The organism is Nocardia sp. NPDC055165 (assembly GCF_053606985.1).
Window position 1 is genome coordinate 261694 of the sequence record NZ_JBSGSS010000008.1, and the last position, 13217, is coordinate 274910.

Annotated in this window: 12 protein-coding genes; 6 read left to right on the top strand and 6 right to left on the bottom strand. The window is 67.7% G+C overall.

Going from position 1 to position 13217, the window contains the following annotated elements; all coding sequences use genetic code 11:
• Complete coding sequence (locus tag ACWFRF_RS18975) at nt 1–897, bottom strand: LysR family transcriptional regulator (RefSeq protein ID WP_449962090.1); 897 nt, start codon at nt 895–897, stop codon at nt 1–3.
• A 141-nt stretch (nt 898–1038) separates the two neighbouring features.
• Here ACWFRF_RS18975 and ACWFRF_RS18980 point away from each other — a divergent pair, with 141 nt between their 5' ends.
• Both ACWFRF_RS18980 and ACWFRF_RS18985 read left to right on the top strand, forming a co-directional pair.
• Entirely contained in the window at nt 1039–2049 is a 1011-nt protein-coding gene (locus ACWFRF_RS18980) for a glutathione S-transferase family protein (protein ID WP_452451246.1), read from the top strand.
• A gap of 99 nt (nt 2050–2148) precedes the next feature.
• Nucleotides 2149–3420, top strand: coding sequence for a hypothetical protein (locus ACWFRF_RS18985; protein ID WP_452451248.1), 1272 nt, complete (start codon nt 2149–2151; stop codon nt 3418–3420).
• Between the two features lie 120 nt (nt 3421–3540).
• Here ACWFRF_RS18985 and ACWFRF_RS18990 read toward each other — a convergent pair whose 3' ends face one another.
• The 3 genes from ACWFRF_RS18990 to fdxA all read right to left on the bottom strand — a co-directional run bounded on the left by ACWFRF_RS18990 (nt 3541) and on the right by fdxA (nt 5584).
• Complete coding sequence (locus ACWFRF_RS18990; protein WP_452451249.1) at nt 3541–4194, bottom strand: hypothetical protein; 654 nt, start codon at nt 4192–4194, stop codon at nt 3541–3543.
• 40 nt (nt 4195–4234) lie between these two features.
• Nucleotides 4235–5155, bottom strand: a complete 921-nt coding sequence (locus tag ACWFRF_RS18995) for a D-alanyl-D-alanine carboxypeptidase family protein (RefSeq protein WP_378652961.1) — start codon at nt 5153–5155, stop codon at nt 4235–4237.
• Nucleotides 5156–5248: 93 nt separating this feature from the next.
• Nucleotides 5249–5584, bottom strand: coding sequence for a ferredoxin (gene fdxA, locus ACWFRF_RS19000; protein ID WP_378990091.1), 336 nt, complete (start codon nt 5582–5584; stop codon nt 5249–5251).
• A 108-nt stretch (nt 5585–5692) separates the two neighbouring features.
• Between fdxA and ACWFRF_RS19005 the strand changes: the two genes are divergently transcribed.
• A complete protein-coding gene (locus tag ACWFRF_RS19005) occupies nt 5693–6637 on the top strand; it encodes a LysR family transcriptional regulator (RefSeq protein ID WP_452451252.1) in 945 nt (314 codons plus the stop codon).
• A 55-nt stretch (nt 6638–6692) separates the two neighbouring features.
• On the opposite strand, the gene rph is transcribed toward ACWFRF_RS19005, so the two are convergent.
• Nucleotides 6693–9299 carry a rifamycin-inactivating phosphotransferase gene (rph, locus tag ACWFRF_RS19010; RefSeq protein WP_452451253.1) on the bottom strand — a complete coding sequence of 869 codons (2607 nt, stop codon included), beginning with the start codon at nt 9297–9299 and terminating at the stop codon, nt 6693–6695.
• A 398-nt stretch (nt 9300–9697) separates the two neighbouring features.
• Here rph and ACWFRF_RS19015 point away from each other — a divergent pair, with 398 nt between their 5' ends.
• The 3 genes from ACWFRF_RS19015 (at nt 9698) to ACWFRF_RS19025 (ending at nt 11872) form a co-directional block, all read left to right on the top strand.
• A complete protein-coding gene (locus ACWFRF_RS19015) occupies nt 9698–9979 on the top strand; it encodes a hypothetical protein (RefSeq protein WP_452451255.1) in 282 nt (93 codons plus the stop codon).
• 147 nt (nt 9980–10126) lie between these two features.
• Complete coding sequence (locus tag ACWFRF_RS19020; protein WP_452451257.1) at nt 10127–11059, top strand: fatty acid desaturase family protein; 933 nt, start codon at nt 10127–10129, stop codon at nt 11057–11059.
• Nucleotides 11060–11101: 42 nt separating this feature from the next.
• Nucleotides 11102–11872, top strand: coding sequence for a hypothetical protein (locus ACWFRF_RS19025; RefSeq protein WP_452451259.1), 771 nt, complete (start codon nt 11102–11104; stop codon nt 11870–11872).
• Here ACWFRF_RS19025 and ACWFRF_RS19030 read toward each other — a convergent pair.
• Nucleotides 11850–13112, bottom strand: a complete 1263-nt coding sequence (locus ACWFRF_RS19030; protein ID WP_452451260.1) for a hypothetical protein — start codon at nt 13110–13112, stop codon at nt 11850–11852. The genes ACWFRF_RS19025 and ACWFRF_RS19030 overlap by 23 nt on opposite strands.
• Nucleotides 13113–13217 lie beyond the last annotated feature (105 nt).

The window sequence follows — 13217 nt, forward strand, 5'->3', positions numbered from 1 at the left end:
TCAGCGCACCGGCGGGAATGACGCGGCCTCGGTCCAGGTCTGGCGGCGAAGGAGTTCGAGCAGCGCTGACTCCGCCGGGCCCGGATCGGTCCGGACGACAGCGATGACGGGCTGGGAAACGACCGGATTCACCGGACGAACAAGGTGCTCGTGACCGTGCGGCACGGCCGAGGCCGGGACGAGAGTCACCCCCAGCCCTTGGGCCGCCCACCGCACCGCCGTCGACGTCTGGGACACGCGGGCGGCCGTGGTCGGGGTCAGCTCGTTGCTGCCCAGCACGTCCAGGAGCACCGCGTCGAGCGCGCTGTCCCGGTCGAACCGGACCCACGGCTCCCCCGCCAGCGCACGCAGTTCGACCCGCTCCGTGGCGAGTTGGGGGTGCCCGGCGCCGAGCACGACGACGAACTCCTCGTCGCCGAGGTGGTGCGCGTCGTCGGGAGACTGCTCGCACGCCGCCATCAGGGCCAGGTCGAGGACGCCCTGGCGCCCCAGGCGTTCCAGTTCGGCCGAACTCGGCTCCTCGAAGACGGTGACCTCCACCCGGGGGAACCGGCGGCGCAGCGCACCCAGCGCACGCGGCAGTTGACGAGTGCCGAAGCCCATCTGCGCCGCGACTACCAGCTCACCCACCAGCTCGTCGGCGCCCGCCCGCGCCGTTGCCCGTGCCCGCCGCGCCGCGCTCACCGCGACCTCCGCTTCGCGCAGGAAGGCGCGACCGACCACGGTGGGTACCAGGCCCGTCGGCGTACGAGCGAACAGCTTCACGCCGAGTTCCCGCTCGAGGCCGCGAATCTGCTGCGACACCGACGGTTGAGCAACGTGCAACACCTCTGCCGCCGCCGTCACCGATCCCTCTTCGGCCACCGCCAAGGCGTACTCGAACTGACGAAGGCTCATCGGCGGGTTCCTCCCTGAGGGTGTCGAGCTGCCCCCGCGATGCTAGGCCGGTAGCTCCGGGCCGGCCACGATCGGTGCGTCGGCGACCAGCGGTGCACGGCGTCGAGCTGTCCGGCGCGCGGGGTGTGCGAGACTGGGGCGGTGAGCGATGCCGATGCGGGCACCTACGTCGAGGCGGGCGAGTTCCGCCGCGATACCAACTACATCACCACGCGGATCACCGCCGACGGACGTGAGGGCTATCCCGTCGAACCGGGGCGGTACCGGCTCGTCGCGGCCAGGGCGTGTCCGTGGGCCAATCGCACGCTGATCGTGCGCAGGCTGCTCGGGCTCGAGCCGGTGCTGTCGCTCGGGCTGTGCGGGCCCACCCACGACAAGCTCAGCTGGACTTTCGATCTGGATCCGGGCGAGGTCGATCCGGTGCTCGGCATCCACCGTCTGCGCGATGCCTATCTGGCCCGGTTTCCGGACTATCCGCGCGGCATCACCGTGCCCGCGATGGTCGACATCGTCACGGGGCAGGTCGTCACCAACGACTACGCGCAGATGACCCTCGACTTCTCGACCGAATGGGCCGCCTACCACCGGCCCGGCGCACCGCAGCTGTACCCCGAACCGCTGCGCGAGCAGATCGACGAGGTCAACCGAGACGTGTTCCGCGACATCAACAACGGCGTCTACCGTTGCGGGTTCGCCGGCGATCAGGACGCCTACGACGCCGCCTACGTCCGGCTCTTCGCCGCCCTCGACCGGATCACCGAGCGGCTGAGCACTCAGCGCTACCTGGTCGGTGACACCATCACCGAGGCCGACGTGCGGCTGTTCACCACGCTTGCCCGTTTCGACCCCGTCTATCACGGCCATTTCAAGTGCAACCGCACCAAACTCAGTGAGATGCCGGTGCTCTGGGCCTACGCCCGCGACCTGTTCCAGACTCCCGGCTTCGGCGACACCATCGACTTCGGGCAGATCAAGGAGCACTACTACGTCGTGCACCGCGATATCAATCCCACCGGGATCGTCCCCGCGGGGCCGGACCTGTCGAACTGGCTGACCCCGCACCACCGTGCGGAACTGGGTGGCCGCCCCTTCGGCGACGGCACTCCGCCGCCTGCGCCGATCCCCGCCGAGCAGGTCCCCGCGGTCGGCTGAGGCCGGCTGACCGTAGGTCCCGATAGCCAAGCGGGGCAACGGTTTCGGTGATTCGCCGAAACGGCTTCGTGTCGGTGCTCAGCGCTAGCGTGCTCGGGTATGGACACCGTGCCCGATGCCTGGTTCGCCGACTTGCTGACACAGCTGCGCGCGAGCGACTTCCGCACCTTCAGCCGGCTCGACGTCGAGCAGGTGTGCGGTACCGCGGGGTGGCTGCTCCAGGGTGACGGCGTGGTGGTCATCCCGGGAACACCGTCCGGTGGCCGCATCGTCGACGAGCGCTGTGCCGACGGCGAGCAGCGCGCACACCTGTCCCTCACCGTCACGACCATCGAGCCCGAACAGTTCCGTCACTACCTGGCCCTGACGGTGACGACGTGGGGTGCACCGACCTGGTTTTGCGGCCTGTCGGCTCTCGGCGTCGGCTGGGTCGACGGCGACACACTGCGCACCCTCGAGCTCTCCGACCACGGCACGTTGTCCTTGCGAATCGAAGCCCTCGATGCGGATGCCCAGCGCAGGTGGCGGAATTGGAAAACCCAGTACCACTACCCGCATCTCATCGACGAAGCCGACCGGGTCCCCAACGATGAGCACGATGTCTCGGACACGAGCGCCGACGATTACGAGGTCAGCTTCACCTGGTCGGCCGGTTCGGCCGGGCGCGGCAACGAGATCTGGAGCGTCTACACCCTCGGTCACCTGCGTGGCCTGCTGACCGACCTGCTGGGCAGCGTGCACCTCGCCATGCGAGCGCTCGGCCCCGGCCCCGAGCCGCTCGTCCTGCACTTCTTCGACCGCGACAAGACACCGGATCGCTACGCCCAACTCGAACTGTCGCCGACCGAGATCCGCCTGCGCGCCTTCACCACCGAGGCCACCCGCCCACACCTGGACCGGCTCGGCTTCGTCGACTGCGGTGACGGCAGCGCCACCCGGATGTGGCCGACCGACCAGGCACGAGCCGCCGCCACCGTCACCGTGGTCTTCCTGCACCGAGTCGGGCTCGGTTCGGAGAATCTGACGATGACCGAGTCGGGGAATCCACTTCCGATCGACCACTTCTCGGTGGATCTCCAGGTCGACTTGGAAGGTAACGGCAGCCTTCCGGCGTCAGCTGTCTTGCCACCGTTCGACCTGCCCATCGGATCGCTCGGCCCGCTGTCCGATACGGCCGATCAGGGCGGCGAGGACGAACAGGGCGATCATGATCAGCAGATGGGCGACGAAGAGCGCCAGCACGGGGAGCGCGAAGCCCTCGTCGGTGAGAATCCCGCGGTCGCTGACGCAATACAGGGTGAAATTGGTCGACGTTCCTTCGGAGTCGTGGAAGGTGTCCGAGACGACGACCGGCTCGGTGGCCGGCGGTGAGCAGAACAGGGGTGCGGTGAGTTTCGCTTCGCCCGGCCAGATGGCAACAGCGAGGAGAATGGTGAGAAAGGCGGCGGCGCAGGCAAGCGACACCGCGGAAATCAGGACTCGTCGCATTCGCTATACCTGCCGCACTCGAAGGAAGGTGCCGGTCCGGTCGAATTCGACGACCATCTCCGAGCGCGGCGACAAGACATTGGCGACGATGCGGATCTCGCGTCCGAAACGGCTCACCACGATGACGGTCACCTGTCCGTCGGGCAGCGCGCTTCGGGCGAGGGCGGTGTCGACGATGTCTTCGATACGCGACAGACCGGGTACCTCGCTGACGGCAAAATTCTCGCCGTCGAGGTCGTCGGCGGCGGAGACCCGAACCGGACGTGGCGCGCTGAGGGCGCCGAGAGCGAAGGAGTAGTCGTCGAGCTGCCGGGATCGATCAGGTGGCCGAACACGCAGGCGCACGGTGGGTTCCCGAGCGGCCAGTACCTCGTCGCCGGCCAGATACCGGGTTATCTGGGCGGGTTGGTCGTTCAAGGTGAGGCGGAACCGGGTCGAGTTCGGTGGGGTGAGGATGATGACGTTCGCTTCGAGGTCGGTGGCACCGGTTCGCCGGCTCAGCGCCGTGATGGCCTCCTGCGGCAACGAACTCACCAATCCGCCGCCGCGCGCTCGCAGCTGATCCTCGAAATCCGCCCGGTCCACCGCGCCCACGCACCCGCTGGTGCCCAGGACGACCAGGCAAACGAGGACCCGAAACCATCTGCCACCGCGCACATCCCGAATGCTAAGCGTTGTGCCGGGATCGCGCCGGTCGTCAGCCCCCGACTGGTTGCAGCACGCGCAGAATCGGGTCGTAGGCCCAGTTCAGCATGCGCTCGGCGTCCTGCCGCGCGGCGGCGCTGCTGTGGTCGGAGCTGTGCAGGACGACACCGATCAGCGGGATGCCAGCGCGCACCGTCTCGAACATCAGGCAGTGTCCGGCGGCGTCGGTGTTGCCGGTCTTGATGCCGATGGTGCCGGGATATTCGTCGAGCATGCGGTTCGTCGTTTCCCAGTGGTGCTCGCGGTTGGCGGGTCCCGCGGGAACGTGGAAGTCCCGCGCACCGACGATCTCGCGGAACAGCGGCAGGTTCATCGCCCGCACACCCAGTGCCACGAGGTCCGCCGGCGTGGAATAGGTGGAGTGATCGGTGGGATACGGCATACCGGCCGGGTCACTGAAATGTGTTCCGGCCAAACCCATCACCCGCGCGGTGTCGTTCATCCTGGCCAGGAAACCGCCCTGACCGGGACCGAACGACTCGGCGACGGTGTAGGCGGCGTCGCAGCCCGACGGCAGCAGTAGCGCGTAGAGCAGCTGGCGCGCGGTGAGCACCTCGCCGGGAACCAGTCCCGCGGTGCTGCCGTTTTCCCTGGCACAGTAGGCGCCCGCTTCCTGCGGCACCGTCACCGGCCGTTCGAGGTCACCGCTGACGATCACGACCACCGCCGTCATCACCTTCGCGATACTGGCGATCGGGACCGGGGTGTTCGCCTCCCGCGACCACACCACCGTCCCGGTGAGCCCCTCCGCCAACGCCGCGCCCGAGGCCTGGACACCGTCGGGCCCGGCAGCCGGCCACGGCAGCAGACCGTCAGCACTCCCGGAGGGTGCGGCAGCCGCAACGCCGTGACCAGCGGCGACGATCAGAACCCCGACAGTGACGGCGTGCAACACCTTGGCGAATGTCCGCATGGCGACATTCTGGCGTACAACTACGCCGACCTGCGGGATTTACCCCCTCGATTCACCGAACTCGTTGCCGTTCCGGTCGACGATCCGCCGGAACTATGCCGGGAACTCCCGCACATAGACCGTGTCGACGCCGAGTACACCGACCGAGGTCGCGCCGCCCGGCTGACCGAGTGGCTCCGCCCGTCCGGGTAGCGGTTCGTGGAAGAAGCGGACGTTCTCGGTGACGAACTGTTCTTGACCGGGTGGCAGATCGTCTTCGTAATAGATCGCCTCGACCGGGCAGGCCGGTTCGCACGCGCCGCAGTCGATGCACTCGTCGGGCTGGATGTAGGCCATCCGATCGCCGATGAAGATGCAGTCGATCGGGCACTCCTCGATGCAGGCCCGATCCAGGATGTCCACGCAGGCGGCGCCGACCACGAACGTCATGTTGTACTCCTCAGCTGTACTGGCCCGCACATTGCGGTAGTGCTGATCCTGGTGCGCGCACCTGCGGGCGGGTAGCCCCCGATATCCACCACCTCGTAAGGTTTCCTTATGAGCTTGCCGCCCGGAACGCCTGATCTGGAGGTGCTCGATCTCCTGGTGTCGGTGGCTGAGCTGGGCAGCCTCGGTGCCGCGGCGCGCAGACACGGCATCAGCCAGCCCGCGGTCGGCATGCGCATCAGCGCGTTGGAACGGCGGCTGCGGCTGCGGCTGATCGATCGCGGACCCACCGGTTCGGCCTTGACCGATGCCGGTGCGGCCGTGGTCGAGCTGGGTCGGCCGGTACTGGCCGCGGGGCTGGCCCTGATGGACGGTGTCGCGAACCTGCACCGCGAACTGTCACCACAACTGCATGTCATCGCCTCGAAAACCATTGCCGACCACCGCATTCCGCAGTGGCTGGCGGCGTTGCGCAAGCTCCGGCCCGAGCTCGCCGTCGAACTCGACGTGGCGAACTCACAGCAGGTGACCACGGCGGTGCGCGATCGCGAGGTGGTGCTCGGATTCGTCGAGGGGCCGCAGGCACCCGCGGGGCTGGGAAGCCGGGTGCTCGTGGCCGACGAGCTGGTCGTGGTCGTGGCACCGACCCATCCGTGGGCCACCCGCGCACGCCCGGTGCGCCCGCGCGAACTCGCCGATACGCCGCTGGTGTGGCGCGAGAAGGGATCCGGGACACGGGACACCGTCTGGGCCGCGCTACAGATCCACGGCACCCCCGCGCGGCCCGCGGCCGAACTCGGTTCCGCCGCAGCCATTCTCGCGACCACCCGGAGCGGACTCGCCCCCGCGGTGGTCAGCCGCCTGATCGTCGCCCACGAACTCCGTGCAGGCACCTTGCACGAGGTCGACCTGGCCGATTCGCTGGTGCTGACCCGAAAGTTTCGCGCCATCTGGCACCGCAGCACCCCACCATCCGGCCCCGCGGGCGACCTGGTCGACCTCGCCGCCCGCATCGAAGCGGCCCGACCGACAGTACGACGACCGCCGCGAGACTGATCCGTCGACACCGACCAGCGACGCCGCGACGGCGCGGGCATCGTTGCCGTCCTGGTTACGGCTCCGAGAGGATCTCGAGATATCCGTCGGTGCCGTTCACGCGGACGCGCTGCCCGTCACGGATCAGCTCGGTGGCGTGTTCCACGCCGACGACGGCGGGGAGGCCGTATTCGCGGGCGATCACCGCGCCGTGGGTCATCAGGCCGCCCACTTCGGTCACCAGTCCCGCGATCCCGACGAACAACGGGGTCCAGCTCGGATCGGTGTAGGCGGTGACCAGGATGTCACCGGATTCCAGGTCGGCCTGCGAGATGTCGGCGATGACGCGGGCGCGACCTTCGATCGTCCCGCCCGAGACCGCCAAGCCGGGCAGTGCCCCGGCGGGCAGGTCCTCGCGCCGATACGCCCCGGCGAGCGCCTCACCGTCGGAGGTGAGCACTCGCGGCGCGGTGAGCGACCGATACGAACGGAACGCGCCCTGTCGTTCACCGACGAGGGCCCGCTCGGCCCGATGAGTGCGAACGACCTCCTGCAGCTCGTCGAATCTCAGGAAGAAGATGTCGCCGGACTCGTCCAGTACACCGGCCTGCACCAGCCGTTCGGCTTCGCGCAGCAGCGCCTGCTTGTAGACGAAGTAGCGGCTCACCATGCCGTATTTCGGGTACTCCCGATATCCGGAGAAGGTGCGCACACGCTCGATCATTCGCGCGGTCTCGGCGGCCTTGTGCTCCCCTTCGGGGAGAGCGCGCAGGCGTCGCAGAATCTGTCGTTCCGATTGTTCGGCCTCGCGCAGGCCGTCCTCGAAGCGACGTCTGCCCTCACCCGGCCCGAAGTTCTTGATATTGCCGAGGATCGTCGGCACCAGCGTGGCGGGACTCTCGCTCCAGCGTGGCCGGGTGATGTCGATTTCGCCGGTGCAGCGCATGCCGTACTTGCCGAGGAACCCCTCGATCGCGGCTCGTGCGTCATCACCGCCCAGGTGATCGGCCAGACCGTCCAGGAAATCGTCGCCCTCGATCCGCTCCAGGTACGCCACCACCGCCGGATGCGGGCGGATCGCATCGGCGACGTCCAGCAACGCCAGACCCATCTCCGATGTCACGTTGCCGGGGACCGACTGGGTGAGTGCGTCGGCGGCGTTCTTGTCGCCCAGCCATTCCCGCAACCGATCGTTGAGCCACTCCGTGGCCTCCATCGCGGCCATGATCACCTGCAAACCCTGGGGAGCGAACAGGACCCGCCGCAGCTCCTGCTGGATATCGGTCCGGATGAACTCGAGCAGCGGCGGTCCGGACAGGTCCTCGATGTCGCACTTCATGGCCGCCAGCGATGCCTCGCTCCGCGCGATGAGCTCGGTGACGATGTCGGGAACGGTGTCGATCGGCGCGGGGGCGGTACCGAACGGCGTCGCTGGTGCGCCGGAATCCTCTTCTGGCACTTCACGAACGAAGTCACCGCGCTCGAGCACCGTGCGCAGCGCGTCCCCCATCAGCGGGTCGGACTTGCCGAGTCCCGCCGCCAAGGCGGCGCCTTTCGCGGGCACGGACACCATCGCGGTGACGTCGACGAACAACCGGCCGCCCGCGTCGCGCATCGGCGCGTTGCTCGTGAGCTGCCACACCGAGAGCCCCAACGGCTTCATCGCGTCGGTCATCATCTGCTGATGGCCCACCGACACATAGACGTGGTTCTCCCCGTCGTCGGCGTCGGGGATCGGGAACAGGCTGGTGATCGGCCTGCTCTGCACGATGCGGAAATCATCTCCGTCCGCACACCATTCGATGTCCTGAGGACTGCCGAAATGCGCCTCGATGCGGCGGCCGAGCCGCGCGAGCCCCAGCACCTGCGCATCGGAGAGGACCTGCTCGTTTCGGTGTTCGCCCACGATCTCGCGCACCTGGGTGCCGCCGGTCGGGACCGGCTCCACGCGAATCTTCTTGGTGGCGATCGCCTTCTCGGTGATGTGGTCGTCGCGAACCCGGTAGACGTCGGCATCGACCAGACCCGACACGAGCGCTTCGCCGAGACCGAAACCGGCGTCGATGGACACGACGGTCCGGTCGGAGGTGAGGGGGTCGGCCGTCATCAGAATGCCGGCGGCGCGCGCGAACACCATCCGCTGCACGACCACGCCCATCCGGATCTTCTTCTGGTCGAAGCCGTTTCGCAGTCGATAGGTGACCGCTCGCTCGGTGAACAGCGAACCCCAGCACCGGCGGACATGCTCGACGATCGCCGCCGCTCCCACGATGTTCAGGAAGGTGTCCTGCTGGCCGGCGAACGAGGCGCCCGGCAGATCCTCGGCCGTCGCACTGGATCGCACGGCACAGGCGTCCTCTGCTCCGAGCCGAGCATGCGCTGCGAGGATCGCCTCCACGACCGCGTCCGGCACGACCAGCTCCTCGATCATGCGCCGCAACTGCGCGCTCAGCCGGGAGATCGCGGCCCGATCACCTGGCTCGAGGCGCGACACCTCGTCGAGCCGAGCATCGAGCGTCGGCTCCCCCGCCACCGTCCGAGCGAAGGCATCGGTCGTCACGCAGAACCCGTCCGGCACCTCGACACCGTCGATCCGCGACAATTCGCCGAGGTTGGCACCCTTACCGCCGACGATCGCGACCATTGTTCGATCGATCTCGTCGAACCCGAGCACATAGGCCATTCCGCTACTCCTCACCTGGTGTTTTCGGTCTGACGCGAGCGATTATGGACCAGGATTCAGCGCCTCATGAGGGCCCGGAATCGTGTATACAGTAGAAGGGGGAAGCACCGGGAAGCGCTCGTGCGCCCGACACCGGCGGCAAATCCGTGACCACACCGGATTCCAGTCCACGACAGTCCCGATCTGCAGTGATGCGATTCGGGTTGCCACATCGCGGGGCAACCGGCCTCCGAGAGTCGACCGCTGCCGCGTGACAGGCGCTTGCGCCATGTTGCCCATCGATTGCGGATGCCGAGATTTTCACCTCGCGCGCCGATCCGGGCAGCCTGCGACCCCGAATATGTGACAGATCAGCCAGCACGCAGCGTCCAGCCCCCGGCTTTGCCTGTGAGGACACCATGGCCACCGAAAACCCTGTCGACTCCCCGCCCACAACCGATGCGGCCACCGAACCGGCCGCGCCGTCCTGGGCCGCGCCTGCTCTGCTCCTGTCGCTACTGATGCTCGGCCTCGACCTGGTGGCCCTGATTCCCCTCGGTGCGTGGATGCGCGACTACGGCATCGGCCTGGTCTGCACGATCTACCTGCTCCACGTCCTGGCGTCGACCGCGGTGGCCGCATGGACCGTGAGCCAGTTCCCCCTCCAGCTCGATATCGAACCGGAGCAGCAGAACACCTAGCCGTTCCGCCTCGGCCGTGCGGGTGCATCCCTGCTGAATTGTCGGCGAACACCCGGTTCGCGGTACCGTCGGGCCTGCCACGCCTGGGTGTGCGGGTGGCAGGATAGGGGCGGAGTTTGCCTGATCTATCCGGAGCACCGCTGCACCATGACTCGAACTCGCACCCCGCGCCCCTCCGATGTGCCGCGCACTGCCGGCGGCGACCTGGTGAATGTGCGACTCATCGTGCTCGCGTTGACAATCGGCGGCACCCAGCTGTTCGTGATCCCGCTGGTGCTGCTCCCCGTGGATGCCGCGTGGGGTTGGGCCCTGGTGCCGCTGACGCTGACCATCACGCCGTTCTGGTCACTGATCCACGAGGCCGTACACGGGTCGCTGCTACGGAATCGGACCCGCAACGACCGGATGGGACGCATGCTGGCGGTGGTGTACGGATCGCCCTTCGCGATGCTGAAAGTGGGCCACCTGCTCCACCATCGATACAGCCGGGTTCGTGAGCGCAGCGAGATCTACGACCCGGCGACGACCACTCGGCGGTCCGCCGCTCCCCCGTTCTATCTGAAACTGTTCGGCGGTTTGTACCTGCTCGAAGTGCTCGCGCTCCTGCTCGCGCCGATGCCCGAGCGAACCATTCGCGCACTGGGACGTCGAGTGGACGCACCCGATTCGGTCGGTGGTCTCGTACTCGAACGAGTCGCCCAGCCCGTGGTTCTGGGAAAGTTCCGCACCGACGCCGCCGCGATCGTCGTCATCCACACCGTCGCGTTCCTCTGCTACGGCGCGCACGGCTGGATGCTGCTCGCCGCGCTCGGCGGCCGCGCCCTCATCATCTCCCTCTCCGACAACGCCTACCACTACGGCACAGACCTCGAATTACCCAGAGCGGCAATGAATCTGCGCCTGCCCCGCACCCTCGAGCGCTTCGCCCTCAGCTTCAATCTGCACGACGTACACCACCGCCACCCCGGCCTGCGCTGGTACGAGCTACGTTCCCGATTCGACTCCGAAGGCGCTCACTACCACCTCGGCTGGTTCCGCGCGGTTGCCCGTCAACTCCGCGGTCCGATCGAACTGACCTGATTTCGCTCGATTTCGCGGCGCCGGGTGAGGCATCGTAGATCCATGCCGCTGACGATTTCGGTTCTCGCGGACCGCCCCGACCTGTACGACGCCTTCACCGCAATGGCCGACTCCTGGCCCGAATTCATGCGCCACGACCCCGTCGGCAGCCTGTACTACTCGATGCTGGATCGGTTCGCCGACTACATCCTGGTCTGCCAGGACGAGGCGGGCGAGGTGGTGGGTCGAGCCTATTCCGTCCCGTTCCGGCTCGGTGCGGCCGACCTCCCCGACGACGGCTGGGACGGTGCGATTCGCCGCGGCATCCATACCTCGGCGACGGGCGCACAGCCTGACACGGTGTCCGCGATCGAGATCGTCGTCGAACCGAGCAGACTGGGCACCGGGCTGAGCGCGGAAATCCTTGCCGCTCTGCGGGACAACGCCGCTCGGCTCGGATTCGCCGAGCTCGTGGCGCCGGTGCGCCCCACCGGAAAAGCCGACATCGAACAGCCGATGAGTGTCTACGCCGGGCTGACGAGGGCGGATGGGCTGCCGGTCGACCCATGGCTGCGTGTACACGTCCGGGCCGGCGGCACGATCGACAAGATCGCACCGCGATCCATGGTTATTCCTGGGACGCTGGCGGAATGGCGTGCGTGGACCGGCCTGCCGTTCGACACCAGCGGGCAGGTGCTCGTGCCCACAGCACTGGCCCCGGTGTCCTGTTCGGTCGAGCACGGTGTCGCGGTCTATGTGGAGCCCAATGTGTGGATCCGGCATCCGACAGCAGCGACGGGTTCGCAGCGGGTCAATGCAGGTCGAGGTTGGTGACGGTCTCGGGGCCGAGTGCGATGCGGGCGTGCCAGGTCGGTGGCTCCCACGGATCGGGAGCCACACCCTGGTAGCGGGCCGACAGGTCCAGGTAGCGGGAGCCGCCCGCCTCGGCTGCCACGAATTCGTAGTCGTACCAGGTGAGGTCCGAGCCGGTCGGCACGTGGAGTTCGGTGCTGTCGCTGGTGCCGTCCGCGTCCTCGACCGCTTCTCTGGCCTCGAGATCGCGGACCAGAATCGGCACCGCCGCATAGAGTTCCAAGCTGGTCGCGGTGGTGAACCGGTCGGCCGGATAGCGGCCCTGCCAGCCCGACGGATCGGCGAGTACCACGTCCTGGAGCGGCTCGACGACAACACGATTCGACGACGCCGGGTCCGACGCCACTGCGCTGCACCCGGATCGACCGCGCAGGAGCGCGTTCGCCGTCACCAGGACCGAGGTGGGTTGCCCGGACCCCGGTGCCGCCCCGGTGGTCCAATGCGGTGGGGTGTCCTCGTCCTGTCCGGCCATGAGCTCGACGATCGTGGCAGCCTCGGCACCGTCGACAGTGGCGCACAGCGCTCTGCCGTAGCCGCCGACGCCCAAGGGGCGCTGCGTGAGCGGAAGGGCGAACGGCCATCTGGTCGGCTCGGGCAACGGCTCGTCGTCCGGTGAGACCGCGGGCTGGAACGCGATGTCGAGGGCCGTCGGCGTGTACGGCGCACGACGCTGCACCGTGAGCTGCTCGTCATCGGGCAGTGCTCGCAAACGATCGATCACATTCCCCAACCTGCGCATCTCGCGATTGCCGGAATGCGTGCGGGAGTCGGTGTCCAGGCCGTAGACCGAGACACCCACCGGCCCATCGAAGTTCGCGTACACCACCGTCGTCGGCTGGTCCGTCGGCGGCGAGAACTCGCGGTAGTGGGCATCGTTGAAGGAGAGTTCGTCGAACCACGCGCGAACCTGCTCGATGCCGTCCTCGGTGAGCCGGGCCCAGTACACGCCGAACACACTCTCCTCGGCACCGTCGTCCACGTAGGTGAAAACCGTACCGTCGCGCCGCAATTCGAAGAAGGGAACACGTCGGCTCCCGACACGGCCGGTCTCCAGGAACCCCGCTGACTCGGCAATCGACACCAACACATCCGCGTCACGCACAGCAGGCGGATCACTCTCGCCGCGGCCGAACACAGTGCACGCGCAGAGCAACGACACCGCGGTCAGCATCGCACCGAGAACAACCGATCGGTGAGCCATATCCGAGCCTAACGCACGCTGTGATCTTTCACGCCTGAGTAGCCGCCCCCTCCCGATGGCCGCATCATGGACAAATCGCCGACTCTCAGATCCGGGCATCTGTCT

Excerpts from the sequence above, each read along its gene's own strand:
- ACWFRF_RS18975 (WP_449962090.1), bottom strand. The coding sequence starts at position 897 with ATGAGCCTTCGTCAGTTCGAGTACGCCTTGGCGGTGGCCGAAGAGGGA.
- ACWFRF_RS19025 (WP_452451259.1), top strand. The coding sequence starts at position 11,102 with ATGCCGCTGACGATTTCGGTTCTCGCGGACCGCCCCGACCTGTACGAC.
- fdxA (WP_378990091.1), bottom strand. The coding sequence starts at position 5,584 with ATGACGTTCGTGGTCGGCGCCGCCTGCGTGGACATCCTGGATCGGGCC.
- ACWFRF_RS19015 (WP_452451255.1), top strand. The coding sequence starts at position 9,698 with ATGGCCACCGAAAACCCTGTCGACTCCCCGCCCACAACCGATGCGGCC.
- ACWFRF_RS19005 (WP_452451252.1), top strand. The coding sequence starts at position 5,693 with ATGAGCTTGCCGCCCGGAACGCCTGATCTGGAGGTGCTCGATCTCCTG.
- ACWFRF_RS18985 (WP_452451248.1), top strand. The coding sequence starts at position 2,149 with ATGGACACCGTGCCCGATGCCTGGTTCGCCGACTTGCTGACACAGCTG.
- ACWFRF_RS19030 (WP_452451260.1), bottom strand. The coding sequence starts at position 13,112 with ATGGCTCACCGATCGGTTGTTCTCGGTGCGATGCTGACCGCGGTGTCG.
- ACWFRF_RS19020 (WP_452451257.1), top strand. The coding sequence starts at position 10,127 with ATGACTCGAACTCGCACCCCGCGCCCCTCCGATGTGCCGCGCACTGCC.
- rph (WP_452451253.1), bottom strand. The coding sequence starts at position 9,299 with ATGGCCTATGTGCTCGGGTTCGACGAGATCGATCGAACAATGGTCGCG.
- ACWFRF_RS18995 (WP_378652961.1), bottom strand. The coding sequence starts at position 5,155 with ATGCGGACATTCGCCAAGGTGTTGCACGCCGTCACTGTCGGGGTTCTG.